This window comes from Actinotalea sp. JY-7876 (assembly GCF_014042015.1).
Taxonomy (GTDB): Bacteria; Actinomycetota; Actinomycetes; order Actinomycetales; family Cellulomonadaceae; genus Actinotalea.
In genome coordinates, this window is the sequence record NZ_CP059493.1 from 1,309,920 (window position 1) to 1,335,573 (window position 25,654).

23 protein-coding genes are annotated in these 25,654 nt (G+C 75.7%); 13 read left to right on the plus strand and 10 right to left on the minus strand.

Features of this window, described 5'->3' with window-relative positions:
• Window positions 1–46: 46 nt before the first annotated feature.
• On the minus strand, window positions 47–628 hold the full coding sequence (locus tag H2O74_RS06215; RefSeq protein WP_182113602.1) for a TetR/AcrR family transcriptional regulator: 582 nt from the start codon (window positions 626–628) through the stop codon (window positions 47–49).
• A gap of 83 nt (window positions 629–711) precedes the next feature.
• On the opposite strand from H2O74_RS06215, the gene H2O74_RS06220 reads away from it, so the two are divergent.
• Both H2O74_RS06220 and H2O74_RS06225 read left to right on the plus strand, forming a co-directional pair.
• On the plus strand, window positions 712–1,122 hold the full coding sequence (locus H2O74_RS06220; protein WP_182113603.1) for a hypothetical protein: 411 nt from the start codon (window positions 712–714) through the stop codon (window positions 1,120–1,122).
• A gap of 64 nt (window positions 1,123–1,186) precedes the next feature.
• Window positions 1,187–3,808 carry a DNA translocase FtsK gene (locus H2O74_RS06225; RefSeq protein ID WP_182113604.1) on the plus strand — a complete coding sequence of 874 codons (2,622 nt, stop codon included), beginning with the start codon at window positions 1,187–1,189 and terminating at the stop codon, window positions 3,806–3,808.
• Between the two features lie 25 nt (window positions 3,809–3,833).
• Here H2O74_RS06225 and H2O74_RS06230 read toward each other — a convergent pair whose 3' ends face one another.
• Window positions 3,834–5,207: a CapA family protein gene (locus H2O74_RS06230; RefSeq protein ID WP_255491818.1), complete on the minus strand. Its 1,374-nt coding sequence runs from the start codon at window positions 5,205–5,207 to the stop codon at window positions 3,834–3,836.
• A 39-nt stretch (window positions 5,208–5,246) separates the two neighbouring features.
• Here H2O74_RS06230 and pgsA point away from each other — a divergent pair, with 39 nt between their 5' ends.
• From pgsA to H2O74_RS06245, 3 genes are all read left to right on the plus strand, one after another.
• Window positions 5,247–5,813 carry a CDP-diacylglycerol--glycerol-3-phosphate 3-phosphatidyltransferase gene (pgsA, locus tag H2O74_RS06235; RefSeq protein ID WP_182113605.1) on the plus strand — a complete coding sequence of 189 codons (567 nt, stop codon included), beginning with the start codon at window positions 5,247–5,249 and terminating at the stop codon, window positions 5,811–5,813.
• Complete coding sequence (locus H2O74_RS06240; protein WP_220458026.1) at window positions 5,810–6,319, plus strand: CinA family protein; 510 nt, start codon at window positions 5,810–5,812, stop codon at window positions 6,317–6,319. Before pgsA ends, H2O74_RS06240 begins: the two co-directional genes overlap by 4 nt.
• Before the next feature lie 273 nt (window positions 6,320–6,592).
• The gene (locus H2O74_RS06245; RefSeq protein WP_182113606.1) at window positions 6,593–6,934 is read left to right on the plus strand and encodes a helix-turn-helix domain-containing protein; all 342 of its coding nucleotides are present in this window, start codon (window positions 6,593–6,595) and stop codon (window positions 6,932–6,934) included.
• Between the two features lie 19 nt (window positions 6,935–6,953).
• On the opposite strand, the gene H2O74_RS06250 is transcribed toward H2O74_RS06245, so the two are convergent.
• Window positions 6,954–7,808, minus strand: a complete 855-nt coding sequence (locus H2O74_RS06250) for an Fpg/Nei family DNA glycosylase (protein ID WP_182113607.1) — start codon at window positions 7,806–7,808, stop codon at window positions 6,954–6,956.
• Entirely contained in the window at window positions 7,808–12,790 is a 4,983-nt protein-coding gene (locus H2O74_RS06255) for an ATP-dependent helicase (protein WP_182113608.1), read from the minus strand. Before H2O74_RS06255 ends, H2O74_RS06250 begins: the two co-directional genes overlap by 1 nt.
• A gap of 83 nt (window positions 12,791–12,873) precedes the next feature.
• Between H2O74_RS06255 and H2O74_RS06260 the strand changes: the two genes are divergently transcribed.
• The 4 genes from H2O74_RS06260 to rny all read left to right on the plus strand — a co-directional run bounded on the left by H2O74_RS06260 (window position 12,874) and on the right by rny (window position 16,600).
• Entirely contained in the window at window positions 12,874–13,098 is a 225-nt protein-coding gene (locus H2O74_RS06260) for a DUF3046 domain-containing protein (RefSeq protein ID WP_182113609.1), read from the plus strand.
• Window positions 13,099–13,424: 326 nt separating this feature from the next.
• Entirely contained in the window at window positions 13,425–14,465 is a 1,041-nt protein-coding gene (gene recA / locus H2O74_RS06265; RefSeq protein ID WP_182113610.1) for a recombinase RecA, read from the plus strand.
• Between the two features lie 110 nt (window positions 14,466–14,575).
• On the plus strand, window positions 14,576–15,055 hold the full coding sequence (locus tag H2O74_RS06270; RefSeq protein ID WP_255491819.1) for a regulatory protein RecX: 480 nt from the start codon (window positions 14,576–14,578) through the stop codon (window positions 15,053–15,055).
• Window positions 15,056–15,130: 75 nt separating this feature from the next.
• Window positions 15,131–16,600, plus strand: coding sequence for a ribonuclease Y (gene rny, locus H2O74_RS06275; RefSeq protein ID WP_182113611.1), 1,470 nt, complete (start codon window positions 15,131–15,133; stop codon window positions 16,598–16,600).
• Between the two features lie 43 nt (window positions 16,601–16,643).
• On the opposite strand, the gene H2O74_RS06280 is transcribed toward rny, so the two are convergent.
• From H2O74_RS06280 to H2O74_RS06295, 4 genes are all read right to left on the minus strand, one after another.
• Window positions 16,644–17,519: an amino acid ABC transporter permease gene (locus tag H2O74_RS06280; RefSeq protein ID WP_182113612.1), complete on the minus strand. Its 876-nt coding sequence runs from the start codon at window positions 17,517–17,519 to the stop codon at window positions 16,644–16,646.
• On the minus strand, window positions 17,516–18,166 hold the full coding sequence (locus tag H2O74_RS06285; protein ID WP_182113613.1) for an amino acid ABC transporter permease: 651 nt from the start codon (window positions 18,164–18,166) through the stop codon (window positions 17,516–17,518). The genes H2O74_RS06280 and H2O74_RS06285 overlap by 4 nt, the downstream gene beginning before the upstream one ends.
• An 84-nt stretch (window positions 18,167–18,250) precedes the next feature.
• On the minus strand, window positions 18,251–19,138 hold the full coding sequence (locus tag H2O74_RS06290) for a glutamate ABC transporter substrate-binding protein (RefSeq protein ID WP_182113614.1): 888 nt from the start codon (window positions 19,136–19,138) through the stop codon (window positions 18,251–18,253).
• A 91-nt stretch (window positions 19,139–19,229) separates the two neighbouring features.
• Window positions 19,230–20,018 (minus strand): amino acid ABC transporter ATP-binding protein, encoded by a 789-nt coding sequence (locus H2O74_RS06295; RefSeq protein WP_182113615.1) that lies wholly within the window; start codon window positions 20,016–20,018, stop codon window positions 19,230–19,232.
• A gap of 122 nt (window positions 20,019–20,140) precedes the next feature.
• Here H2O74_RS06295 and miaB point away from each other — a divergent pair, with 122 nt between their 5' ends.
• Window positions 20,141–21,760 carry a tRNA (N6-isopentenyl adenosine(37)-C2)-methylthiotransferase MiaB gene (gene miaB / locus H2O74_RS06300; protein WP_182113616.1) on the plus strand — a complete coding sequence of 540 codons (1,620 nt, stop codon included), beginning with the start codon at window positions 20,141–20,143 and terminating at the stop codon, window positions 21,758–21,760.
• Between the two features lie 24 nt (window positions 21,761–21,784).
• On the opposite strand, the gene H2O74_RS06305 is transcribed toward miaB, so the two are convergent.
• Both H2O74_RS06305 and H2O74_RS06310 read right to left on the minus strand, forming a co-directional pair.
• The gene (locus H2O74_RS06305) at window positions 21,785–22,270 is read right to left on the minus strand and encodes a YbjN domain-containing protein (RefSeq protein ID WP_182113617.1); all 486 of its coding nucleotides are present in this window, start codon (window positions 22,268–22,270) and stop codon (window positions 21,785–21,787) included.
• Window positions 22,267–22,848 carry a YbjN domain-containing protein gene (locus tag H2O74_RS06310; protein WP_182113618.1) on the minus strand — a complete coding sequence of 194 codons (582 nt, stop codon included), beginning with the start codon at window positions 22,846–22,848 and terminating at the stop codon, window positions 22,267–22,269. Before H2O74_RS06310 ends, H2O74_RS06305 begins: the two co-directional genes overlap by 4 nt.
• 75 nt (window positions 22,849–22,923) lie before the next feature.
• On the opposite strand from H2O74_RS06310, the gene H2O74_RS06315 reads away from it, so the two are divergent.
• From H2O74_RS06315 to dapF, 3 genes are read left to right on the plus strand one after another with little or no spacing between them, the layout of a single operon-like run.
• Window positions 22,924–23,655 (plus strand): hypothetical protein, encoded by a 732-nt coding sequence (locus H2O74_RS06315; RefSeq protein ID WP_182113619.1) that lies wholly within the window; start codon window positions 22,924–22,926, stop codon window positions 23,653–23,655.
• Entirely contained in the window at window positions 23,652–24,644 is a 993-nt protein-coding gene (gene miaA / locus H2O74_RS06320; protein WP_182114101.1) for a tRNA (adenosine(37)-N6)-dimethylallyltransferase MiaA, read from the plus strand. Before H2O74_RS06315 ends, miaA begins: the two co-directional genes overlap by 4 nt.
• Complete coding sequence (gene dapF / locus H2O74_RS06325) at window positions 24,641–25,633, plus strand: diaminopimelate epimerase (RefSeq protein ID WP_182113620.1); 993 nt, start codon at window positions 24,641–24,643, stop codon at window positions 25,631–25,633. The genes miaA and dapF overlap by 4 nt, the downstream gene beginning before the upstream one ends.
• The last annotated feature ends 21 nt before the right edge of the window (window positions 25,634–25,654 follow it).

The following is a 25,654-nucleotide window of genomic DNA, read 5'->3' on the forward strand; positions in this document are numbered from 1 at the left end:
GCCTCCCGCGTCCCTGCCACGAGCGTGCCACCGGCGGCCGACGCTGTCAGGGGGCGGCGGGCGGAGGTCCGAGGATCGCCGGGCCGACCGTGCGCAGCAGCCGCCGGTACCGGGCCGCGCGCTCGTCCGGCGTGCCCGGGAGCAGGCCGGCGAGCTCGAGCGAGACCAGGCCGTGGACGTGCCCCCACAGCGCGAGCGCCGGCTCGGTGGCGTCTGCGGGCCCGGGCGGGAGCGCGCGCGCGACGGCGCCCCGCAGCACGTCGAACGTGGGCAGGTCGACGGCCGCGCCGAGCGGGGCGCGCTCGAACATCACGCGGTAGAAGTGTGGCTCGGCGAGCGCGCTCGTCCGGTAGGCGAGGCCCAGCGCGAGCAGGTCGGCGGCGGGGTCGTCGGTGCGCGCCGCGCGGGCGAGGTGGTCCGCGAAGCGGCGGAAGGCCTCGTCGGCGACCGCGGCGAGCAGCGCGTCGCGGCTCCCGAAGAGCGCGTAGACGGCGGAGGCCGACGTCCCGGCGCGCCGTGCGACGTCGCGCACGGTCACCGCGTCCTGGCCGCCCGCCGCGATGACCTCCGAGGCGGTCTCGAGCAGGCGCACCCGCAGCGCGTCGTCGTGGAGCCGGGGCCGGGGCACGCCGCGATCCTACGGTCTTGACCGCCCGAGCAGAACGATGTTTTATAACAGTGTTCGCATTCGCAGCGACGTCGGGGGGACCGATGCTCGAGCTCAGCCAGGCCGCCGGCGCGACGGCGGGAGTCGTCCTCCTGACCGTGGTCGCGATCGAGTCGGGCGGCGCGTTCCTCACCGCGGTCGTCACGGGCCGGGTCCCGGCGACCTCCTTCCAGACGAGCTTCTACCGGGCGGGGCACGCCCACGCCGGGGTCCTGGTCACGCTCGGGCTCGTCTGCGTGCTCCTGGGCGAGGCGACCGACCTCGACGGGTTCTGGCGCTGGCTCGGTCAGACCGGCGTGCTCGTCGCCGCCGTGCTCATGCCGGCCGGGTTCTTCCTCTCGGCGCACGGCCCGGGCCGCGACCGGCCGAACCGCTGGGTGGTGCTCCTGCCCGTGGGCGCGGTGGTCCTCGCCGCCGGCGTCGTCACGCTCGGCGTGGGGCTCCTGGCGACCTAGGTCACCCCGACACCGCCGCACGCGCCTCCCCGGGCGGGTCGGGTGCGGCAGGTACGTTGGCAGCATGGCCACCCGTACGTCCGCACCCCGTCCCGCCTCGAGCCGCGCCGCGGCCGAGCGCGGTGGGTCGCGCGGTGGCGCCGCCCAGGGCAAGGCCGCGCGGTCCGGCGGGCGGGCGCCCGCCCCGGCGCCCCGCCCCCGGTCCCTGCCGGTCCGCATGGTGCGGGGTGCCTGGATGGGCGGCGCGCACCTGGTCGGCGGGACGGCGCGGCGGCTCGGCCAGGGCGCCCGCGACCTGGACCCGGCGCACCGCCGCGACGGCCTCGCCTTCGCGCTCGTCGGCCTGGCCGTCGTCGTCGCGGCGCGCGAGTGGTGGGGCCTGTCGGGCTCGGCCGGGGAGGTCGTGCACGCGGTCGTCGCCGGCACGTTCGGCGTCGTCGGCATCGCGGTGCCCGTGCTCCTGCTCGGCTCTGCCGTGCGCCTCATGCGCCACCCGGACCGGGTCCAGGCCAACGGCCGGATGGGCATCGGCCTGGCCGCGATCCTGCTCACCGTGTGCGGGCTGGTGCACCTCGCCGAGGACCTGCCGTCCCCGACCGACGGGTTCGGTCCGGTGCGCGAGGCGGGCGGCGTCCTCGGCTACCTGGTCGCCACGCCCCTCGAGGCGCTCGTCACGGCCTGGGTGACCGTCCCGCTCCTGCTGCTCCTGGGCTTCTTCGGCCTCCTCGTGCTCACGGCGACCCCGGTCCACCTCATCGGCACGCGGCTCAGGGCCGCGTACACCTGGCTCACCGGCGGTCACCGCGCCCCGGGCGGCGTGGACGAGGACGACCTCTCGACGATGCCGACCCTCGCACAGCAGCAGGAGCTCGAGGGCGAGGCCGCTCCCCGCCGCCGTCGCCTGGGCAGGAAGCGGGCCGAGCGCGCGGAGGGCGGCGAGACGCCCGAGATCGGGGCCTACTCCGGCGACGAGGCCTTCGAGACCGCCGCGATGATCGAGGCCGCGCGTGCCGAGGCCGAGGCCGAGGCGGCGGCCGACGCCGACGCGGTCACGACGAGCGTCCTGCCGGCCGCGGCGACGGCGGCGACCGAGGTGCTCCCGCCGGCCACGACGTCGGCCGTGCCGCGCGGCGAGCAGCCCATGCTCGAGGGCGACGTCGTCTACACCCTGCCCGCCGAGGACCTCCTGGCGCGCGGCATGCCGCACAAGGTCCGGTCGGCCGCGAACGACCGGGTGGTCGAGGCGCTGACGACGGTCCTCGAGCAGTTCGACGTGGACGCGAAGGTGAGCGGCTTCAGCCGCGGCCCGACGGTGACCCGCTACGAGCTCGAGCTCGGCCCCGGCGTCAAGGTCGAGCGGGTCACCGCGCTCAGCCGCAACATCTCCTACGCCGTCGCGAGCGCGGACGTGCGGATCCTCTCGCCGATCCCCGGCAAGTCGGCGATCGGCATCGAGATCCCCAACGCCGACCGCGAGACGGTGTCGCTGGGCGACGTGCTGCGCTCCTCCGCCGCGCGGCGCAGCGAGCACCCCATGGTCATCGGTGTGGGCAAGGACGTCGAGGGTGGCTACGTCGTCGCGAACCTCGCGAAGATGCCCCACCTGCTGGTCGCGGGCGCGACCGGCGCGGGCAAGTCCTCGTTCGTGAACTCGATGATCACGTCGGTCCTCATGCGGTCGACGCCGGACGAGGTCCGGATGATCCTCGTCGACCCCAAGCGCGTCGAGCTCACGCTGTACGAGAACATCCCGCACCTCATCACGCCGATCATCACGAACCCCAAGAAGGCCGCCGAGGCGCTCGAGTGGGTCGTGCGCGAGATGGAGGCGCGCTACGACGACCTCGCGATGTTCGGCTACAAGCACGTCGACGACTTCAACGCCGGCGTGCGCTCGGGCAAGGTGAAGCCCCTGCCGGGCAGCGAGCGCAAGATCGCGCCCTACCCCTACCTCCTCGTGGTCGTCGACGAGCTCGCCGACCTCATGATGGTCGCCCCGCGCGACGTGGAGGCCTCGATCCAGCGCATCACCCAGCTGGCGCGGGCGGCGGGCATCCACCTGGTGCTCGCGACGCAGCGGCCCAGCGTCGACGTCGTCACGGGCCTCATCAAGGCGAACGTGCCCTCGCGGCTGGCGTTCGCGACGTCGTCGCTCACGGACTCGCGCGTCGTGCTCGACCAGCCGGGCGCGGAGAAGCTCATCGGCCAGGGCGACGCCCTGTTCCTGCCCATGGGCGCGGCCAAGCCCATGCGCGTCCAGGGTGCGTGGGTCTCCGAGAGCGAGATCCACGCCGTCGTCGAGCACGTCAAGACGCAGCTCAAGCCCGTCTACCGCGAGGACGTCGCGGCCACGGTCACCAAGAAGCAGGTCGACGAGGACATCGGCGACGACCTGGACCTGCTGCTCCAGGCCGCCGAGCTGGTCGTCACGACCCAGTTCGGCTCGACGTCGATGCTGCAGCGCAAGCTGCGGGTCGGCTTCGCGAAGGCGGGCCGGCTCATGGACCTGCTCGAGTCGCGTGAGATCGTCGGCCCGTCCGAGGGGTCCAAGGCGCGCGACGTGCTGGTCCAGCCGGACGACCTCCCGGCGACGCTCGCGCTGCTGCGCGGGGAGACGCCCGACGGCGGCGCGTACGACCAGGAGGTCGAGGACACCGACGACGAGCCCTGGCGGACCGAGGACTGAGGGCCGCGGTCGCCCGCGGGGTGGCTCAGGGGGTCGCTGCGGGGCGCGGCACGACGACCGGGGCGGGACCCGTCGGGGCCGGCGGCACGAGTCGTTCGGGCGCCTCGGGCCCCACGACGCCGGCCACCCGCGCGTGGCGCGCGGCGACGGCCGCGGCGTCGAGGCGCCCGGCGCCCGTGCCGGCCGCCACCGCGGGGGACAGTGGGTGCACCAGGTGGCCGTCGAACCGGTCGACCGTCACGGCCGTCCAGTCGACGCCCTCCACGGTCGCCGGCCCGTCCGCGGGGTGGCGCACGGTGGCGGTGAGGAGCAGCCCGGAGTCCGTGGCGGGCGAGCAGCAGGCGCCGTCCTGGTTCGAGATGAGGTTGCCGAGCCCGTAGGCGACCCACATGCCCTCGCCGCGCGGACCGCCCGCGAGCCGGGCGACGGGCTGCGGGACGTGCGCGTGGTGGCCGATCACGAGGTCGACCACGCCCGACGCCGCGAGCTCCTCGGCGATCGCGGCCTGCTGGGCGGTGGGGGCCGAGACGTACTCGACGCAGCAGTGGACGCTGACGAGCACCAGGTCGGCGCCCGCCTCGCGCGCGGCCGCGGCCTGAGCCACGATCGCGGCCGTGTCGAGCAGGGTCACGGTCCACGGCGCGCCGGCGGGCACGGGCATCCCGTTGGTCCCGTACGTCGCGGCGAGGTGGGCGATGCGCGTGGTGCCGGCCGCCCGGACGACGTCGTACACCTGGGGCGTGGCCTCCTCCGGTGTCCGCGCGGTGCCGACGTGGCCCAGGCCGGCCGCGCCCAGCGCCTCGAGGGTCGCCGCGACACCCGCGGCCCCGCGGTCGACGCTGTGGTTGGACGCGGTCGAGCAGCCGTCCCAGCCGTTGGCGGCCAGGGACGCGGCGATCGCCGGGGGAGCGCCGAACAACGGGTAGCCCGACGGGCTCGACCCGGGCGGCATGACGGGCACCTCGAGGTGGCACAGCGCGAGGTCGGCGCCCTCGACGAACGGCCGGATCGGCTCCAGGAGCGGCGCGAAGTCCCACCCCGTCGCTGTCCGGGCGGACGACATCACCGGCTCGTGCAGCAGCACGTCGCCCGCGGCCACGATGGTCAGCACCGTGTCCGGTGGCGGCGGTGGTGGCGTCGGGGTCGGGGTGGGCGTCGCGGTGGGGGACGGGCTCGGCGACGGCGCGGCGCCCCCCTCGGCCTCGCCGGCCGGGGCCGCGAGGAGCTCCGACAGCCCGGGCACGGGGACCACCCCGGTGAGGGCGAGACCGAGCCCCACGACGGCGGCGACGGCGGCGACCGCGGCGGCTCGCCGGCCGTGCCGGCGGGTCTTTCGCCGTGCGGTGCGCTCGGCGACGCGGCGGCCGGCCCGGCTCTGCGGGGGGTGTGAGGGGGTCACGGCGCCACACGCTAGCGCCAGCCACTTAAGGTGTGGGACGTGGTCGCGGCGAGGACAGGTCTCAACGTCGCCAACGGAGTGACTGTCGCGAGGATCGCGCTGGTGCCGTTGGTGCTGCTGGCGATCCTGGCGGACGACGGCGGCGGGGGCTGGCGCTGGGTGGCGGCCGGCCTCTTCGCGCTGGCGGCGGCGAGCGATCGCCTCGACGGCTACCTGGCCCGGCGGTTCGACCAGGTGACCGACTGGGGCAAGATCATGGACCCCATCGCCGACAAGCTGCTCATCGGCGGCGTCCTCGTGGTGCTCTCCGTGCGTGACGTGCTGCCCTGGTGGGTCACGGTCGTGGTGCTCGTGCGCGAGCTGGGCATCACCGCGATGCGCATGGCGGTGCTGCGCTACGTCGTCATCCCCGCCTCGCCCGGGGGCAAGCTCAAGACGGTGCTGCAGTCGGTCGGGCTGGGCCTGTTCGTCCTGCCGCTCGACCAGCTGCCCCAGGTCGTCACCGTCGTCGCCTGGGCCGTCCTGCTCGCCGCCGTCGTCGTCACGCTCGTCACGGGCGTCGACTACCTGCGCCGGGGCTGGGCCCTGCGCCGCGCCCGCGCGTGAGCCTGCCCGGGGCCGCGGCCGTCGAGCTCCTCGCGCGGGCGGGATGGACGGTGGCGGTCGCCGAGTCCCTCACCGGCGGTGCGCTGTGCGCCGCGCTCGTCGACGTCCCCGGGGCCTCTCGGTGCGTCCGGGGCGGCGTGGTGGCCTACGCGACGGACCTCAAGGCGGCGCTGCTGGGCGTCGACGGGCAGCTGCTCGCCGAGCACGGTGCCGTGCACCCCGAGGTGGCCCTCCAGATGGCGCGGGGCGTGCGCGTGCGCCTGGGGGCCACGTGGGGCCTGGCGACGACGGGCGTGGCCGGGCCGGACCCGCACGACGGGCACGCTCCCGGCACCTTCCACGTCGCCGTCGACGGGCCGGGCGGCCCCGAGGTGGTGTCGGTGGAGGGCTCCGGCGGTGACCGCGCGGCCGTGCGGGAGGCCGCGTCACTGGCCGCCCTGCGGCTCCTGATCCGCCGCGCGGGTGACGGCGGAGGTCACGATCCGATGACGACGGCACGGACCTGAGCCGCGGCCCGCCTGCGTGGGAACACGGGGGCGGTGCCTCACGTTGGACAGTTCGTGACGACGATCAGGGGTGAGCAGGGCATCCGCCGCGAACCTGTGCGCCCCGCGGGGTACGGTAGGACCTCCGCGGCCGGAGTCCGGCCGGGCACGCGCAGCACGGCAGTCCGCACGACAGCACCTGGAGCCCGGGCCACGCGTCCGGGGCAGGAGAGCTCCACGCAGGTCCTCAAGACCACGGCGCCGACGCAGGCACACACGGAGGGAGGTCGTCCGATGGTCGTCCTTCGACGCGAGATCGGCGACGTCCTCCGCGGCGCGCGCCAGCGCCAGGGCCGCACGCTGCGCGAGGTCAGCTCCGCCGCACGGGTGTCGCTCGGCTACCTCAGCGAGGTCGAGCGCGGGCAGAAGGAGGCGTCCTCGGAGCTCCTCGGCTCCATCTGCGACGCCCTCGACGTGCCGCTGTCGCTGGTCCTGCGCGAGGTGAGCGACCGCGTCGCCGTGGCCGAGGGTCTCGCGATCCCCGACACCGTCCCGGCGGACCTCGCCTCGTGCCTGCGCCGTCCGGATACCGGTGGTTCCTGGTCGCAGCGCGGAGAGCTCGCACCCGTCGGCTGACCGGGTCGACGCCCGTCCCTCAGCGTGACGGGGTGTTCTCGGCTCGCGCGCGCCACACCCCCGGGTGCCGCGCGCCCGGAGGCACCGGCTGGCAGCCCGGGCACCAGAAGGCCGGGCGCTGCATGGGCGGACGGCGCACGGGCCCGACGTCGACGGTGGTCCCGCACCGGCGGCAGGGCCGTCCGGCGCGCCCGTGCACCCAGCTCGTCAGCCCTCGCCCGGTCTCCCCGGTGCTCGTCGGCAGGTCGGCGGCGACGCTGCGCTCCATGAGCGTCCGCGCCGTCATGATCAGGCTGGCGGGGTCGGCGACGTCGCCGGCCGGGGTCCAGGGCCAGGTGCGCCGGGCGTAGAGCGACTCGGCCATCCAGATCGTCCCGAGCCCCGCGAGCACGGTCTGGTCGAGCAGCACCTCGCCGATCGGCGCGGCCGCGCGCGCGGCGAGCCGGCGGAGCGCCTCGGGCAGGCCGGCGACCGGGAAGTCCGGCGCGAGCACGTCCGGCCCCAGGTGACCGATCAGCGTGCGCTCGTCCCGCGTCGGGACGACGTCGAGCATCCCGAGGCGGATGCCCAGGGCGGTCCAGCGGGCGGTGGCCAGGACCGCCCGGACGTCGGCGCCGCGCCCCGCGGCCGCGCCGCTGTCCGTCCGCGCCACGCGCCACGTGCCCTCCATGCGCAGGTGGGTGTGCAGCGTCCGGCCGTCGTCGAGCCGGACCAGCAGGTGCTTGCCGTACGAGCGGACCTCGGTGACGGTGCGCCCGACGAGGTCGAGGCCCGCCGCGTCCGGCCACCGCAGCTCCGCGCGGACCAGGACCTGGCCGGCGAGCGCGGCGTCGAGCCGCTGCGCGGTCCGGCGGACGACGTCCCCCTCGGGCATCAGCGCACCGTGCCCGGGTCGAGCCGCAGTCCTCGGGGCGTCGTGCCGAAGCCGGCCCGCGCGAGCGCCGCGGCGAGCGGCGTCGTGAGCGCGGCGCGGTCCAGGAGGTCCTCCCCGTCGGCGCGCTGGAGGGTGAGCCGGCCCAGGCGCCCGTCGCGGACGGCGCCCGCGAGCGCCGCGGAGGCGGCGGCGAGGGCCGACGGCTCCGGCGTGAAGGACAGCAGGGTGCGGCCACCCCGCTCGAGGTAGAGCACGAGCGCGCCGCCGACGAGGACGACGACCGAGCCCGCCTTGCGGCCCGGCCGGTGGCGGGCCTCCCCCGGCTCGGCCGCGGGTGGCTCGGGCCACGCCAGCGCCGCGCCGTAGGGGTTCGCCGGGTCGGTCGCGGCCAGGACGACCACGGGCGGTTCCCGACCGTCGTCAGGTGCGCGCGCGTCGTCGCGCACCTGGTCCACGGCCCCCGGCAGCGCGAACTGCGAGCCGCCGAGGTGCTCGACGAAGTAGCCGCGACGCACCTGTCCGGCCTGCTCGAGCGCCGCCAGCACGCGGTACACGGACCCGAACTGGCCGGCGACGCCCTCCGACGGCGCGACCGCCCGGGTCAGGACGCCGTGGCGGTCGAGCAGCTGGAGCGCGAGGGCGTGGGCGCGCACGGTGGCGTCCGGCTCGCGCTCCGGCAGCAGGGACCAGCGCCCGGAGGTCTCGGGCCGGTGGCCGACCGCGGGACGGGCTCCCGGCCGGGGCCGTGGCACGCCGGCCAGGGCGCCACCGGTGAGCGACCTGCCCAGGAGGCGGCCGCGCGGCGGCGAGCGCCGCGCGGTGTGGGTGGTGCCGCGTGCGCCCCGGCCACCGCCGCCGAGCCGCGCGCGCAGCGGCGCCAGGCCGTCGTTGGTGACCCAGCCCGCCCACACCAGGTCCCACAGGGCGTCGGCGACGGCAGCCGCCGTGACCGACGGGTCGTCGCCGCCGACGCGTGCCGCCAGGGCGTCGACGAAGTACGCGCCGCCTCCGGCGAGCGCCTCGAGCACGGCGTCGTGCACCGGGCCCGCGAGCGCACCCTCCCGGGGCAGCGGCGCCGGCAGCGTGAGGTCCGCCGCGGCCGCCGGGTGCAGGCTCACGAGCCCGTCCCGAGCGGCGAGGGAGCCGTGCCCCGCCCACAGGACCTCGCCACCCGCGGTGAGCTCGTCCAGCATCGCGGGCTGGTACCCGGGCACACGCGCGGGCAGGACGAGCGTCTCCCACGCGGAGGCGGGCAGCGCCGCGCCCGCGAGCTGCTCGACGACCCGCGCGACGCCGTCGACCCCGCGCAGCCGCGGTGCCGCCGCCGCGTCGACGACGCCCTGCCAGCGCGGCAGGAAGACGCCGAGCGCCTGCTGGGGGACCGGCTCGACCTCGGCGCGCAGCGCCGCGAGCGAGCGGCGGCGGAGCGTGCGCAGCACCTCGGTGTCGCAGTAGTCCTCGCCCGTGCCGCCCAGCACGTCGGGTCGCAGCCGGCCGCAGACCAGGGCGCCCTGGGCCTCGAGCCGGTGCAGGACGTCGGCCACCACGGCGGTGCCCAGCCCGAGCCAGGCGGCCACCTGCGCGGCGGTGAACGGCCCGTGCGTCCGCGCCCAGCGCCGCACGAGGTCGCCGAGCGGGTCGGGCACGATCTCGGTGAACGCCTCCGGGATGCCCACCGGCAGCGCGACCCCGAGCGCGTCGCGCAGACGGCCTGCGTCCTCGACGGCGGCCCACCGCTCCTCGCCCTGCGCGCCCACGCGGACCGTGATGACGCGGCGCCGCGACGCGAGCTCGGCGAGCCAGTCGGGGACCTGGCCGGCGACGTCGTCGCGCGTGCGCTCCACGACCTCGGCGGTCGTCAGGGGGCCGTGCCGGCGCACCACGTCGGCGACGCCCTCCAGGTCCTTGGCGCGTCGCTCCGGCGCGGTGCCGCGCAGCTCGGCCTCGGTCCGCTCGACCGCGTCGGGGTCGAGGAGGTCGGCGAGCTGCGACTCCCCGCCCTGACCGAGCAGCTCGGCGAGCAGGGTCGGGTCGAGCGTGAGGGCCGCGGCGCGGCGCTCGGCCAGGGGCGCGTCGCCGTCGTAGAGGAACTGGGCCGTGTAGCCGAAGAGCAGGGACTGGGCGAAGGGCGACGGCGACGGGGTGGTGACCTCGACGACGCGGACGCGCCGCGCGGACACCGCCCGCATGAGCTCGGTGAGGGCCGCGACGTCGAAGTCGTCCTGGAGGCACTCGCGCGCCGCCTCGAGCAGGATCGGGAACTCCGGGTAGCGGGAGGCGACCGAGAGCAGCTGGGCGGAGCGCTGACGCTGCTGCCACAGCGGCTGGCGCTTGTCGGGCCGGCGGCGGGGCAGCAGGAGCGCCCGCGCGGCGGCCTCGCGGAAGCGTGCCGCGAAGAGCGTCGAGCTGCCCAGCTCGGTGCGCACGGCGGCGGCCACGTCGTCCGCGTCCACGAGCAGGTCGCCGAGGTCGATCGCGGGGCCGTCGGCGGCCTCGAGGCCCCCAGGACCGCTCCACCCGCCCGCCTCGGCGTCCCACGTGCCGAGCCCGGAGGCCACCATGTCCGGCAGGCGCAGCACGATGCCGTCGTCCGAGTGCATGGCCGCGGCGTCGAGCCCGTACCGCTCCCGCAGCCTCGCCCCGACGACCAGGGCCCAGGGCGCGTGCACGCGGGCCCCGTACGGCGAGTGGATGACGATGCGCCAGTCGCCGATCTCGTCGCGGAAGCGCTCGACGACGATCGTTCGGTCGTCGGGCAGCACACCCGTGGCGGCCCGCTGCTCCTCGACGTAGCCCACGAGGTTGTCCGTGGCCCACGCGTCGAGGCCGGCCGACCCGACGCGCCGCACCGCCTCGTCGCGCGGCAGGGCGGCGATCTCACGCACCCAGGCGCCCAGCGCCTCGCCCAGCTCCGCCGGGCGGCCGGGGGAGTCGCCCTTCCAGAAGGGCAGGCGCCCGGGCAGTCCCGGCGCGGGGCTGACGAGGACCCGGTCGGGCGTGATGTCCTCGATGCGCCACGTGCTCGACCCCAGCGTGAAGGTGTCGCCGACGCGTGACTCGTAGACCATCTCCTCGTCCAGCTCGCCCACGCGCTTGCCCCCGCGCAGGCGCGTGCCGCCGGCGGCCTCGTCCGCCGGCGCGTCGGTGGCGCCGGCGAGGAACACGCCGAAGAGGCCGCGGTCCGGGATCGTGCCGCCGCTCGTCGCGGCGAGCCGCAGCGCCCCGGGACGCGCGCTCAGCACGCCGGTCGTGCGGTCCCACACGATCCGTGGCCGCAGCTCCGCGAACTCCTCGCTCGGGTAGCGGCCCGCGAGCATGTCGAGGACCGCGTGCAGGCTGGCGTCGCCGAGGTCCGCGAACGGCCCGGCCCGCCGCACGACGCGCGCGAGGTCGTCGACCGACCAGTCCTCGACCGCCAGCATGGCGACGACCTGCTGGGCGAGGACGTCGAGCGGGTTGCGCGGGACGTCGAGCCGCTCGATCCGTCCGTCGCGCATGCGTTGCGCGATGACGGCCGCCGGGACGAGGTCGCCGCGGAAGGTCGGGAAGACGACGCCGCGGGAGACGGCGCCGACCTGGTGCCCGGCACGCCCGATCCGCTGCAGGCCGGACGCGACGGACGGCGGCGAGCCGACCTGGACGACGAGGTCGACGGCGCCCATGTCGATGCCGAGCTCGAGGGACGACGTCGCGACGACCGCCGGGAGGCGACCCTCCTTGAGCTCGGACTCGGTGCGCGTGCGCTCCGCACGGCTCATCGAGCCGTGGTGGGCGCGCGCGAGCACCGTGGCGGCGTCCGACGTGTCGACCCCGACGGCGGCGCCCGACTGCGCCTGCACGCTCGCGGGGGTCAGGCTGCCCGGATCGGGGAGGTCCTCGCCCTGCCGCTGGGCCCAGACCTCGTTCATGCGGGCGGTGAGGCGCTCCGCGCCGCGCCGGGAGTTGGTGAAGACGAGCGTCGAGCGGTGCGTGGCGACGAGGTCGACGACGCGCTCCTCGACGTGCGGCCAGATCGACGGTCGCGTGGGCGCCCCGGCGGCGCTGCCCGACAGGTCCGGCCCGTCGTCGCGTCCGTGCGCGGGTCCGCGTGAGCCGACCGCGCCGTCGGACGCACCCGCCGGGCGGGTCGCACCCCCGAGGTCCGTGAGGTCGGGGACCGGGACCACGACGTCGACCTCCACCCGCTTGGTCGACGGGGGCTGGACCACCGCGACCTCGCGGCCGCCGTCGGACGCGGTCCGGGCCCCGCGCAGGAAGCCGGCGACGGCCGCGACGGGGCTCACCGTGGCCGAGAGCCCGATCCGCTGCGCCGGGCGCGGCCCGTCGCCCCCGCGCTCGTCCAGGAGCGCGTCCAGCCGCTCCAGGCTCACCGCCAGGTGCGCCCCCCGCTTGGTGCCCGCCACGGCGTGGATCTCGTCGAGGATCACCGTGCCGACACCTCGCAGGCCCTCCCTGGCCGCGGACGTCAGGACCAGGAAGAGCGACTCGGGCGTCGTGATGAGGATGTCGGGCGGGCGCGTGCCGAAGGCCCGGCGCTCCGAGGGCGGCGTGTCGCCGGTCCGGATCCCGACCCGCACCTCGGGCACCTCCAGGCCCAGCCGCGTCGCGGCCTGCCGGATGCCGACCAGCGGCGAGCGGAGGTTGCGCTCGACGTCGGCCGCGAGGGCCTTGAGCGGCGACACGTACAGCACGCGGCAGCGGTCGACGGGGTCCTCGGGCGGCGGCTGCGTCAGGAGCCCGTCCAGGGCCCAGAGGAACGCGGCGAGCGTCTTGCCCGAGCCGGTCGGCGCCACCACCAGGGCGTGGTCGCCGCCCGCGACCGCGTCCCAGGCGCCCGCCTGGGCCGAGGTCGGCGCGTCGAACGCACCGGTGAACCACGCGCGCGTCGGCGCGGAGAAGCGCGCGAGCACCTCGGCCGGCCCGGGCGCGACGGTCACCGGTCCGCCGGGTCCGGCGACCGGCGTCCGTCCGATCGGGCTCATCGGGCCATTGTGGCGCGCGGGTCGGACACGGGCGCGGTCGGCCCGCGGCGACGAGCGGGCGCGCCCCGTGGCACCCTGGCTCCGTGCGCTACAGCGAGTTCTGGGAGCTGGTCGACGACGTGCTCGGCCCGCTGGGCCGCACCCTCACGCAGGACCAGGCGCTCGGTGGGCTGGGCGACCGCACGGCGGTGCAGGCGCTCGCGGACGGCGAGGACCCGCGCGCCGTCTGGCGGGCGCTGTGCGACGCGATGGACGTCCCCCAGGCCGACCGCTGGGGCAGCCTGACGCGCGGGTCCCGGCGCCGGTGAGCGTCGGCGAGCAGGAGCCGCTGATCAGCGCCCGAGGACTCGTCACGACGTTCGGCGACGTCACCACCGCCGCGGGGATCGACGCCCCGCGTGTCGCACCGTGATCGAACACCTGTTCGCTACACTCGTCCACAGGTGCGTACGGCGTCCGGTGCGTCCCCAGCCCCGGCGGCCCCGTCGCGGGGATGTCGGTGGCCGGGCGTAGCGTCACCAGCAGGTCGCCGACCACGGCGCACGACCGAGACGCATGACTCGAGACGCACGACCGACGCACAGCCGAACGCGGGTCCCCGGGTGGGGTTCCGCCCAGAACCCGAGGTGACACGATGGCAGCTCCCGCAGACCGCACGAAGGCCCTGGAGGCCGCGCTCGGCCAGATCGACCGCCAGTTCGGCAAGGGGTCGATCATGCGCCTGGGCGACGAGACCCGCGCTCCGATCGAGGTGATCCCCACCGGCTCGATCGCGCTGGACATCGCGCTCGGCATCGGCGGCCTGCCCCGCGGCCGCGTGGTGGAGATCTACGGCCCGGAGTCCTCCGGCAAGACGACCGTCGCCCTGCACGCCGTCGCGAACGCGCAGCGGGCCGGCGGGATCGCGGCCTTCATCGACGCCGAGCACGCGCTGGACCCCGAGTACGCCAAGAAGCTCGGGGTGGACACGGACGCGCTCCTGGTCTCGCAGCCCGACACGGGTGAGCAGGCCCTGGAGATCATGGACATGCTGATCCGCTCCGGCGCGATCGACATCGTCGTCATCGACTCCGTCGCGGCCCTCGTGCCCAAGGCGGAGATCGAGGGCGAGATGGGTGACAGCCACGTCGGCCTCCAGGCGCGCCTGATGTCCCAGGCGCTGCGCAAGATCACCGGCGCCCTGAGCGCGTCCGGCACCACGGCCATCTTCATCAACCAGCTCCGCGAGAAGATCGGCGTGTTCTTCGGTTCGCCCGAGACCACGACCGGTGGCAAGGCGCTGAAGTTCTACGCGTCGGTGCGCATGGACATCCGCCGCATCGAGACGCTCAAGGAGGGCACGGAGGCGGTCGGCAACCGGACGCGCGTCAAGGTCGTCAAGAACAAGGTCGCGCCGCCGTTCAAGCAGGCCGAGTTCGACATCCTCTACGGCATCGGGATCTCGCGCGAGGGTGGCCTGATCGACCTGGGCGTGGAGCACGGGTTCGTGCGCAAGTCAGGGTCGTGGTTCACGTACGACGGCGACCAGCTGGGCCAGGGCAAGGAGAACGCGCGCGGGTTCCTGCGTGACAACCCCGACCTGGCCGACGAGCTCGAGAAGAAGATCAAGGAGAAGCTCGGCATCGGCGCCCGGATCGACGCGCCGGCCGACCCGTCCAAGCAGGTCGACTTCTGACGGGGCCGACGGCGGGCCGGCGCCGGCCCCGCGGCCGGCCCGCCGACGAGCCCGGGGACCAGCCGACCGACAGCGCCGCCGCGCTGGACGCGGAGCCCGACCCGGAGTCCGTGGCGCGGGCGATCATCCTGCGTCAGCTGACGGGGGCGCCGCGCAGCAGGCGCCAGCTCGAGGACGCGCTCGCGCGCAAGGGCGTCGACGAGGCGCTCGCGTCGCGCCTGCTCGACCGCTTCACCGAGGTCGGGCTGGTGGACGACGCCGAGTACGCCCAGATGCTCGTGCGCAGCCAGCAGGCCTCGCGCGGCCTGGCGCGGCGCGGCCTGGCGCAGGAGCTGCGGCGACGGGGCATCGCCGACGAGCACGCCGAGGCGGCGCTCGCCCAGGTCGACGACGAGACCGAGGAGCGCGCAGCGCGCGAGCTGCTGCGTCGGCGCTGGCGCTCGGGACCCGACATCGACCCGCAGGCCCAGGCGCGTCGGGCGATGGCGATGCTCGGACGCAAGGGGTACTCCTCCGGCCTGTCGTCGAGGCTGGTCCGGGAGATGGTGGACCATAGTGACCACGACGCCGGGGACGTCCGCGCGGACTGACGCGCCGGCCCCGGCGCACGCATGCGGCTCGACCGGTCGGTCGGTGCGTGCGCGACGACGACGGAAGAGAGCGACATGGCTGGCGTGGGCGAGACGGTGATCGTGGTCGTCCTGCTGATGGCCTGCCTGGTGGCGCTGGTCCTCGTGCTGCTCGCCCGCCGGGAGGCGTCCGCGACCCGGCGCCAGGCCGCGTCCGACGTCGTGTCCATCCGCACGGAGGCCCGCGCGCAGCTCTCGGACGCCCAGCGCCGCGAGGAGCGCGTCGTGGAGCGCGAGCGTGAGGTGGCGGCCGAGCGCAAGGAGGCCCGCAACGCCCTCGACCGCGCCCAGGCGCGCGCCGCCGCCGCGGAGGCTGACCGCGCCGAGGCGGCCCGGGTCCTCGCGCAGGCTCGCGTCGACGCTGCCGCCGCGCTCGAGGCGATGAGCGGGCTCTCGGCGGAGGAGGCGCGGGCCGAGCAGGTGCGCCAGGCCACCGAGCTCGCGACCCACGAGGCCGCCGCGGCCGTGCGCCGGATCGAGGCGCGTGCCCAGCGCATCGCCGAGGAGCGCGCGCGGCGCGTCGTCGCCACGGCCGTCCAGCGCGTCTCCGGCCCGACGAGCGCGCAGAGCGTCGTCACGGTGGTGCCGCTGCCGGGCGAGGAGATGAAGGGCCGCATCATCGGCAAGGAGGGGCGCAACATCCGCACCTTCGAGGCGCTCACCGGGGTCAACGTCATCATCGACGACACGCCCGACTCCGTGACGCTGTCGAGCTTCGACCCCGAGCGGCGCGAGGTCGCCGCGGTCGCCCTCGAGAGCCTCCTCGCGGACGGCCGCATCCACCCTCAGCGGATCGAGATCGCCTACGCCGAGGCGGTCGCCGGAACGGCCGACCGCGCCGCGGCCGCGGGTCACGACGCCGCCGAGCGCGCGGGGGTGCGCGGCCTGCACCCGGAGCTGATCGACGTCCTCGGTCGGCTGCGCCTGCGCACCAGCTACGGGCAGAACGTCCTCGCCCACCTCGTCGAGAGCGCGCAGATCGCCGCGCTCATGGCGGCGGAGATCGGCGCCGACGCCCAGGTGGCGCGCCGCGCGGCCTTCCTGCACGACATCGGCAAGGCGCTCACCGGGGAGCTGGGCGGGACCCACGCCACCGTCGGCGCGGACCTCGCGCGGCGCCTCGGCGAGTCGCCGGTCGTCGTCAACGCGATCGCGGCCCACCACGACGAGGTCCCGATGGAGTCCGTCGAGGCCGTCCTCGTCCAGGCGGCGGACACGTGCTCGGCGGCGCGTCCCGGCGCCCGCCGGGAGGAGCTGGACCAGTACGTCGAGCGCATGGAGAACCTCGAGCGCATCGTCGTCGCGCACGACGGCGTGCGACGGGCCGTCGCCATGGCCGCGGGGCGCGAGCTGCGGGTCGTCGTGGAGCCCGAGCTCGTCGCCGACACCGCGCTGCCGGGGCTCGCGTCCGACATCGCGCGCCAGATCGAGAAGGACCTCTCCTACCCCGGGGAGATCACCGTGACCGTCATCCGCGAGCTGCGGGCGAGCGCGACGGCCGGCTGACCCGCGCCACCGCCGCCCTACCCGGCACGCCCGCGGGACGGGCTCAGGACGTGCTGCTCCCGCCGCCGCCGATCGTGTTGGACGCGAGGGTGTCGGCGGCACGCGGCGGGGCCGCGGTGCGGGTGGTGCGCCGCTGGATCCGGCGTGCGAGCCACGACAGGCTGAGGTTCACCACGAGGTAGATGCCGGCGCCCACGACGAACAGGGCGACGTAGTAGTTGTTGCCGAAGAACTGCGCGTTGTTCTGGATCGACTTGAGCAGCTCGGCGTAGCCGACGATGAAGCCCAGCGAGGAGTCCTTGAGGAGCACGACGAGCTGCGCGATGAGGCTCGGCAGCATGGTGCGCACGGCCTGGGGGAGCAGGACGGTCAGCAGCGTCTGGCGGCGCGTGAGGCCGACGGCGTAGGCCGCCTCCGACTGGCCCTTCGGCAGGGCCGCGAGCCCGGCCCGCAGGATCTCGGCGATGATCGCCATGTTGTACACGGTGAGGCCGAAGACCACGGCGCCGAAGGCGTCCCAGCGGAAGCCGATGAGGCCGAAGAACATCATCAGCAGCACGGGCAGGCCGCGGAACATCTCGATCACCACGGTCGCGGGGATGCGCACCGCGGCGTGGCGGGCGGTGCGCAGCATCGCCAGGACCAGCCCCAGCACCAGCGCGAGGGGCGCCGCCACGGCGGCCGCCCGCAGCGTCGCGCCCAGTCCCTTGAACATGAAGGCCCAGACGTCGGCCGCGGACTGGTTCTTCGGCGGGTCGTAGAGCACGTCCCAGCGGTCGGGTGCGAACACGTCCCTGCCCGCGGCGTACCAGGCCGCCAGGGCGAGCAGCGCCACCACCACGACGGTGCCGACGATGGAGCCGACGAGCTCGCGCCGGCGGGCGACGGGTCCGGGGGAGTCGTACAGGACGGCACTCATCGGGAGAACGCCACCTTCCGCTCGACGGCGCCGGCCACGAGGCCGAGCGGGATGGTCAGGAGCAGGTAGAACACGGCGACACCGACCAGGACCCAGAGCCCGTCGGCGGCGTTGGCGACGCCGAGCCGCCGGCCGGTGGCCATGAGCTCGACCACGGCGAAGCCGGCGGCGACCGAGGTGTTCTTGGCGAGCGCGATGAAGACGTTGATCAGCGGCGGGATCACGCTGCGCACCGCCTGGGGCAGGACCACCTCGCCGAGGGTCTGGCCGAACGTCAGGCCGATCGCGCGGGCGGCCTCGGCCTGACCCACGCCGACGCTGTTGATGCCCGAGCGCACGGCCTCGCTGACGAAGGCCGCGGTGTAGGCGGAGAGGCAGATGACGGCGGTCCAGAAGCCGAGGGGGGTGATGAGGCCGAACCGCGGCGCCACGAAGACGAGGCCGAAGAAGACGAGCGTGAGCGGGGTGTTGCGGAGCACCTCGACGTAGACGGCGGACAGCGCCCGTAGCGGGCGCAGCGGCGAGACGCGCAGCGCCGCCAGGAGCACCCCGGCGACGAGCGCGAGGGCACCCGAGTACAACGTCAGCCGCAGGGTCGTGGCGAACCCCTGCAGGTACGTCGGCAGGTTGTCGACGATCACGTCCACGCGGACGACTCCTCGGTGCTGGTGGGACGGCGAAGCCCTCGTCCGCCGCGCGGGGCGCTGGGCCCCGCGCGGCGGACGAGCTGCTCAGTAGCGGTCGACGGCGGGCGGCTCGGGCGTCGGCAGCACGGTCCCGGCCGTGGCCTCCCACGCCTCGGTCCAGCGGCCGTCCTCGTAGGCGGCCTCGAGCGTGTCGTTGATCCAGTCGCGGAACTCGGTGTCGTCCTTGGCGAGGCCGATGCCGTACGGCTCCTCGGTGAAGGGCTCGCCCCGCACCTCGAGGTCGTCGTTGTCGGCGGCGAAGCCGGCGAGGATGACGTTGTCCGTGGAGACCGCGTCCACCTGGCCGTTGCGCAGCGGGTCGATGCACTCGGCGTACGTGCCGAAGGGCACGACCTCGGTGTCGGGGAAGTTCTCGAGCAGGTTCTTCTCGGGGGTCGAGCCGGAGACGGTGCAGACCTTCGTGCCCGCGAGGTCGTCCGGTCCCTCGATGTCCTCGTTCTCCGCGAGGGTGAGGATCGACTGGCCGGCCTCGTAGTACGGGCCGGCGAAGGAGATCCGCTCCTTGCGGTCGTCGTTGATCGTGTACGTCGCGACGATGAAGTCGACCTGGCCCGTCTCGATGAAGTCCTCACGGACCTGCGACGTCGTCTCGACCCACTCGATGCCGTCCTCGTCGATCCCGAGCTCGGCGGCGATGAGCTTGGCGATCTCCACGTCGAAGCCCTGCGGCACGCCGTCGGGCCCGACGAGCCCGAACAGGGGCTGGTCGAACTTCGTGCCGATGGTGATGGACCCGGCCTCGGCCAGCTCGGCCATCGTGGATCCCTCGGGGAAGTCCGCGGCGGCGCCCTCGGTGGCGTCGCCCTCCGCGGCCGCGTCCTCCTCGGCCGGCTCGTCGGTGTCGCTGCTGCAGGCGGTCAGTGCGAGCGTCATCGCGGCGATCACCGCGACGGCTCCTCTCCGTGAGCGCATGGGGTCGTCCCTTCGTGTCGTGTTCACCCCTGGGTGCGGGGTCTGATCGGTTGGGTCGGTCGGGCGGGGGCGGCCGCGCCGGGGCTCGGGCCTAGTGGGTGAGGATCTTGGACAGGAAGTCCTGGGCGCGCTCGCTGCGGGGGGCGGTGAAGAACGTCTCGGGCTCCGCCTCCTCGACGATCTGGCCGGCGTCCATGAAGACGACGCGGTGCGCGGCCCGGCGCGCGAAGCCCATCTCGTGCGTGACCACGATCATCGTCATGCCCTCGGAGGCCAGGGACACCATGGCGTCGAGCACCTCGTTGATCATCTCCGGGTCGAGCGCCGACGTCGGCTCGTCGAAGAGCATGACCTTCGGGTTCATGGCGAGCGCCCGGGCGATCGCCACGCGCTGCTGCTGGCCCCCGGAGAGCTGGGCGGGCAGCTTCTGCACCTGGTCGGCCACGCCGACGCGCTCGAGCAGCTCCATGGCGTTGCGCTGGGCGTCCGCGCGGCGCACGCCCTTGGCCTTGATCGGTCCGAGCGTGACGTTCTCGAGGACCGTCTTGTGCGCGAAGAGGTTGAACGACTGGAACACCATGCCGACGTCGGCCCGCAGGCGGGCGAGCGCCTTGCCCTCGGCGGGCAGCGGCTGGCCGTCGATCGTGATGGTCCCGCTGTCGATGGTCTCGAGGCGGTTGATGGTCCGGCACAGCGTCGACTTGCCCGACCCGGAGGGGCCGATGACGACCACGACCTCCCCGCGCCGCACCGTGAGGTCGATGTCCCGCAGGACGTGGAGGGCCCCGAAGTACTTGTTGACCTTGTCCAGGACGACGAGCGGCTCGCCCAGGGACGAAGGTCCGGGGGTGGGCACGGGATCGGATGCTGCAGACACCATCTGCTGAACCTAGGGGGACGAACCGGGCCCCGGCCAGCCGCGACACTGCCAACCTGGTCACAAGTCGGCATCGGCCGGTCAAGGAATCGTCTAGGCGGCACGCGCCGTACCCTGGTGGGGCCATGACGACGACCCTGCCCACCCCCGCGCCCGCCCCGACCTCGCCGGGCGCGGCCGCCCCGCCCACCTACGTGGTGCGCACGCTCGGCTGCCAGATGAACGTGCACGACTCGGAGCACATGGCCGGCATGCTCGAGGCGGCCGGGTACGTGCCCGCGAGCGCGCAGGACGCCGCGTCGTCACGGGCCGACGTCGTGGTCATCAACACCTGCGCGGTGCGCGAGAACGCTGCGACGCGCCTCTACGGCAACCTCGGGCACCTCGCGTCGGTCAAGGCGGCGCGGCCCGGCATGCAGATCGCCGTCGGCGGCTGCCTGGCCCAGAAGGACCGGTCGGTCATCGTCGAGAAGGCGCCCTGGGTCGACGTCGTCTTCGGCACGCACAACCTGGACGCGCTGCCCGTGCTGCTCGAGCGCGCGCGCCACAACGCCGCGGCGCAGGTCGAGATCGCCGAGTCGCTCCAGGTCTTCCCCTCGACCCTTCCCACGCGCCGCGAGTCCGTGTACGCGGGCTGGGTGTCGATCAGCGTGGGCTGCAACAACACGTGCACCTTCTGCATCGTGCCGCACCTGCGCGGCAAGGAGCGGGACCGCCGGCCCGGGGAGATCCTCGCCGAGGTCGAGGCACTGGTCGCCGCGGGGGCCATCGAGGTCACGCTGCTGGGGCAGAACGTCAACAGCTACGGCGTCGAGTTCGGGGACCGCGGCGCGTTCGCCAAGCTGCTGCGCGCCGTCGGCGCCGTGCCGGGGCTCGAGCGCGTGCGGTTCACCTCGCCCCACCCCGCGGCCTTCACCGACGACGTCATCGAGGCGATGGCGGCCACGCCCACCGTCATGCCGCAGCTGCACATGCCGCTGCAGTCGGGCTCGGACCGCGTGCTGCGCGCGATGCGCCGCTCGTACCGCTCGGAGAAGTTCCTCGGCATCCTCGACCGCGTGCGGGCCGCGATGCCCGACGCGGCGATCACGACCGACATCATCGTCGGCTTCCCGGGGGAGACGGAGGAGGACTTCGCGCAGACGCTGCGCGTGGTGGAGGCCTCCCGCTTCACCTCGGCGTTCACGTTCCAGTACTCGCCGCGTCCCGGCACGCCGGCGGCGGACCTGCCCGAGCAGCTGCCCAAGGAGGTCGTCCAGGAGCGTTACGAGCGCCTGATCGCGCTCCAGGAGGCCGTCTCCGCGCGCGAGAACGCGACCCAGCTGGGTCGCGTCGTCGAGGTGCTCGTCGCGGAGGGCACCGGACGCAAGGACGGGGCCACCCTGCGAGTCACGGGCCGCGCGGCGGACAACCGCCTGGTCCACCTGGCGACCCCGCCGGGGTCGGTCCCCGAGCCGCGCCCCGACGGCCTGGACCCGCGCGCCGCGGTCGACGTCGCGCCGGACGTGCCGCGGCCGGGCGACCTGGTCGCCGTGCGCGTCACCCACACCGCCCCGCACCACCTCGTGGCCGACTCGGCCCTCGACGGCGGCCCCTACGAGGTCCGGCGCACGCGCGCCGGCGACGCCTGGGCGCGGCGCGAGCGCGCCCGCGCCGGCCTCGAGGACGACGCGCACGGCCACGGCACGGCGCCCGCGCCGGGCGGGCCCGTCGTCCTGCCGATGCCCTCGCTGCGCCGCGCCTGACGGGCGCGGGCCCGTCCGCGCGGGTCAGTCCTGCGGCGGGACGAGCTGGCCGAGCGCGGCGAAGAGCTGCACGCCGGTGCCCAGGCCGCACGCCACGAGCTGTGCCAGCTGGTCGTCGGTGACCCCGTGCTCGAGGTCGACGGACACCTCGCCGTAGAGCGCCAGCTCGCCGTCCTCGGCTCGCACGTACGCCTTGGGCCAGATGCGCTCGCGGTTCCAGTCGTTGACGGCGAGCAGCGCGGCGGCCCGGCGGTGCTCGGGCAGCGTGCGGTGCCAGCGACCGCGCACCTGCAGCACCTCGTGGTCCTCACCGAGGAGCAGGAACCAGAACCGGTCCCCGTCCCAGGTCCCCGTCAGGTCGTCGTCCTCGTCGCGGTGGACGTGGTAGCCCTCGCCGACGAGGTAGGCCTCGACGCGCGCGCTGTCGAGCGGCCGGGGCCGCTGGGTCAGGCGGGAGGGGCCGCGCCCGGACTCGGGCCCGGGAGCCTCGTCGCGCCGGCGCGCCCTCACGGCGCCGCCGCCGCGGGGTCGGGGTAGAGCTCGTCGACGGTGTCGAACAGCACGCTCGACGCGCTCAGGGCGCAGTGGAGCAGCTGCCCGAGCTGGGCGTCCGTGACGCCGTGCTCGAGATCGGTCGCCACCTCGGACGTGAGGTGCACCATGCCGTCGTCCCGGACGCGCACGTAGGCCTTGGGCCAGATCTTCTCGGCGTTCCAGTCGTTGCAGAGCTCGAGCACCTCGGTGAGGCGCTCGATGGAGAACTCCCGGTTCCACTGGCCACGGACCTGCAGGATCTCCTGGTCGTCGCCGAACAGGAAGAAGTAGAAGAGCCGACCCCGCCACAGCCCACCGACGTCGCCCTCGTCGTCGACGAAGTACGTGTAGCCGTGGCGCGTGAACCAGACGCGCAGCCGCTCGGTGGTCAGCGGGGCCGGGACGTCGGGCCGGGGCGCGGCGCGCTGCGGGTGCTGGGCCGGTGCCAGGCGGTCGGGGTCTGCGAAGAGGCCGGCCAGCGGACGGCCCGGGGACGGCTCGCGCGGCGACGGTCCTGCCTCGACGACGCGACGGACCCAGGAGAGGAACCCCATCGCGACAGGATAGCGGCGAGCCGGGTGCGGCGACCGTGGGCGGGGCCGGGCGCGGTCCGCGATACCGTCGGAGCCGTGCTCGCCGGTGCTGCCCTCGTCCCCGACACGGCGCTGCTGGTGCCGGGTGCGGCGGGCCGGGGCGACGTGCTCGGCGCGGAGCGGACGGCGGCGTCGGCGGCCGTGGCGGCGCTGGTCGCCCGGGGTCCGGACCGGGTGGTCGCCGTCGTGCCCGCCGGTCCGCCACAAGGCCGGCGCGTCGACGCCGTCCGGCCGAGCCTCGCGGCCGCGGGCGTCGACCCGGCCCTGCTCGGGCCGACCGCCCCGCTCGCCGCACCGACCCCGGGCGGGTACCGCGCGACGCCCGCCGCGGTCGCGCTGCACCTGCTGCACGACGCCGGCTGGGACCGGGCGGTCGAGATGGTCGCCGCCGGTGGGTCCGACGCCGCGGCGCTCGCGCGCTTCGGGGCCGAGGTCGTCGCCGCGCCGGGGCGCACGGCGGTCCTGCTCGTGGGCTCGCTCAGCGCCCGCCGCGGTCCCGACGGCCCGCTGCCGACGGACCGCCGTGCCGCCGCGTTCGAGGACGCCGTGGTCGCCGACCTCCTCGACGCCGGCCCGGACGCGCTCGCGCGCCTGGCGCGCGTCCCGGCCGCGCTGGCCGCGGACCTCGCGGTGAGCGCCTGGGGACCGTGGCAGGTGCTCGTCGGGATGTCGCCGCGGGGACCCGGTGCGCTGCTCCACCGTGCGGCGCCCCTGGGTGCTGGCTACGCGGTGCTGACGTGGGACGTCCCGGACGGGGGCGCGCCGTGAGCGCGGGGGCGACGGGCGACGGCACGCCCGCACCGGGCGCCGCGGCCCCCGTCGTCGTCGCGGTGGTCGGACCGACCGCGACCGGCAAGTCGGACCTCGCGGTGGCGCTGGCCGAACGGCTCGACGGCGAGGTCGTCAACGCCGACGCGATGCAGCTCTACCGCGGCATGGACATCGGCACCGCCAAGGTCACGGCCGAGGAGCGGCGCGGCATCCCGCACCACCAGCTCGACGTGCTGGACGTCGCCGAGGACGCCTCGGTCGCCGCGTACCAGCGCGCGGCACGGGCCGACGTCGCGGCGATCGCCGCGCGCGACCGCCGCCCCGTCGTGGTCGGCGGCTCCGGGCTGTACGTCCGGGCGCTGCTGGACCGGATGGAGCTGGCGCCGGTCGACCTCGCCGTGCGTGCAGCGCTGGAGGCGCGCGCGCAGGCGGAGGGCCCGGGGGTGCTCCACGACGAGCTCGCGCGCCTCGACCCGCCGGCCGCGGACGCGATCGGGCGGGCGAACGTGCGCCGCATCGTCCGCGCGCTCGAGGTCATCACGGTGACGGGCCGGCCCTGGACCGCCTCCCTGCCCGAGCAGGAGTACGTGCACCCCACCGTGCAGATCGGGCTGGACTGCGACCGGGCGGTGCTCGACCGCCGCATCGGGCACCGCGTCGAGCGCATGTGGCAGCGCGGCCTGGTCGAGGAGGTCCGGGCCCTCGGGCCGCGCCTGGGCCGCACGGCCCGGCGGGCCGTGGGCTACGCCGAGGTCCTCGCCGCGCTGGCGGGGGAGCGCTCGCTGGACGACGCGCGTGCCGGCGTGGTCACGGGCACGCGTCGCCTCGCCCGCAAGCAGATGGGCTGGTTCGGCCGCGACCCGCGCGTGCACTGGCTGGACGCGCAGGACCCGGACCTCGTGGACCACGCCGTCGCGCTGGTGCACGCCGCGGACGCCGGACGGCTCGTCGACCCGGGGACGCGCCGCCGTACGCTCGGGTCATGACGCACGACGCCCTGGCCGCGCCCACGCCGGCCGTGCCGCTCGCGCCCACGACGCTCCACGTCTGGAAGGGCCACGGCACCGAGAACGACTTCGTGCTCGTCGACGACCGCCAGGACGCCCTCGCGCTCGGCCCCGAGCTCGTGCGCGCCCTGACGGACCGGCGCGCGGGCCTGGGCGGTGACGGCGTCATCCGCCTCGTCGCGAGCGAGCACCTGCCCGAGGGGCGGGACGCGCTGCGCGAGGACCCGCGGGCACGCTGGTTCATGGACTACCGCAACGCCGACGGGTCGCTCGCCCAGATGTGCGGGAACGGCGTCCGGGTGCTGGCCCGCTTCGCGGAGCACCTGGGCCTCTGGGACGGGGCCGAGGAGCTGGTGCTCGGCACGCGCGCGGGCGTCCGGCGCGTCGTGCGGGTGCCCGAGCCGGCGCCGGGGACCGGCGCGTCGTGGTACGCCGTCGACATGGGGGCCTGGCGCCTGGCGGGCGGACCGGGGGCGGTGGCGAGCGGGGGCGACGCGCAGGTCGACGTCGTCGGGCTGCCCGTGACGCGCCCCGCGCTCAGCGTGGACCTCGGCAACCCGCACACCGTCCTCGCGCTCGCGGACACGGCCGAGCTGGACCGCGCCGACCTCACCCGGGCGCCGGTCGTGGCGCCGCAGCCGCCCGAGGGCACCAACGTCGAGCTGGTGGTGCCGCTCGGTGAGCGTGAGGTCGACGGCGTGGCCGTCGGCGAGGCCCGCATGCGCGTGCACGAGCGCGGGGTCGGCGAGACCCGCTCGTGCGGCACGGGCGCGTGCGCCGCGGCGATCGCCGTGCGGACCTGGGCGGGCGCGGACGCGCCCGCGACCTGGTCGGTGCACGTGCCCGGCGGCACCGTGCGCGTGCGCGTGCTGGGTGACCGGGTGGAGCTCGCGGGGCCGGCGGTCCTGGTCGCCGAGGCCGACGTGGACCTGCCCGCGCTGCTCGGTTCGGCCGCCGTGCCCGCCTGACGCGGTCGGCTCGGCGCGCCG

What these genes read in the sequence shown, in the direction of transcription:
- H2O74_RS06250 (WP_182113607.1), bottom strand. Translation starts at nt 7,808, where the DNA reads ATGCCCGAGGGGGACGTCGTCCGCCGGACCGCGCAGCGGCTCGACGCC.
- H2O74_RS06310 (WP_182113618.1), bottom strand. Translation starts at nt 22,848, where the DNA reads ATGGGGTTCCTCTCCTGGGTCCGTCGCGTCGTCGAGGCAGGACCGTCG.
- H2O74_RS06255 (WP_182113608.1), bottom strand. Translation starts at nt 12,790, where the DNA reads ATGAGCCCGATCGGACGGACGCCGGTCGCCGGACCCGGCGGACCGGTG.
- H2O74_RS06245 (WP_182113606.1), top strand. Translation starts at nt 6,593, where the DNA reads ATGGTCGTCCTTCGACGCGAGATCGGCGACGTCCTCCGCGGCGCGCGC.
- H2O74_RS06220 (WP_182113603.1), top strand. Translation starts at nt 712, where the DNA reads ATGCTCGAGCTCAGCCAGGCCGCCGGCGCGACGGCGGGAGTCGTCCTC.
- rny (WP_182113611.1), top strand. Translation starts at nt 15,131, where the DNA reads ATGGCTGGCGTGGGCGAGACGGTGATCGTGGTCGTCCTGCTGATGGCC.
- dapF (WP_182113620.1), top strand. Translation starts at nt 24,641, where the DNA reads ATGACGCACGACGCCCTGGCCGCGCCCACGCCGGCCGTGCCGCTCGCG.
- recA (WP_182113610.1), top strand. Translation starts at nt 13,425, where the DNA reads ATGGCAGCTCCCGCAGACCGCACGAAGGCCCTGGAGGCCGCGCTCGGC.
- H2O74_RS06225 (WP_182113604.1), top strand. Translation starts at nt 1,187, where the DNA reads ATGGCCACCCGTACGTCCGCACCCCGTCCCGCCTCGAGCCGCGCCGCG.
- miaB (WP_182113616.1), top strand. Translation starts at nt 20,141, where the DNA reads ATGACGACGACCCTGCCCACCCCCGCGCCCGCCCCGACCTCGCCGGGC.
- H2O74_RS06290 (WP_182113614.1), bottom strand. Translation starts at nt 19,138, where the DNA reads ATGCGCTCACGGAGAGGAGCCGTCGCGGTGATCGCCGCGATGACGCTC.
- H2O74_RS06295 (WP_182113615.1), bottom strand. Translation starts at nt 20,018, where the DNA reads ATGGTGTCTGCAGCATCCGATCCCGTGCCCACCCCCGGACCTTCGTCC.
- H2O74_RS06280 (WP_182113612.1), bottom strand. Translation starts at nt 17,519, where the DNA reads ATGAGTGCCGTCCTGTACGACTCCCCCGGACCCGTCGCCCGCCGGCGC.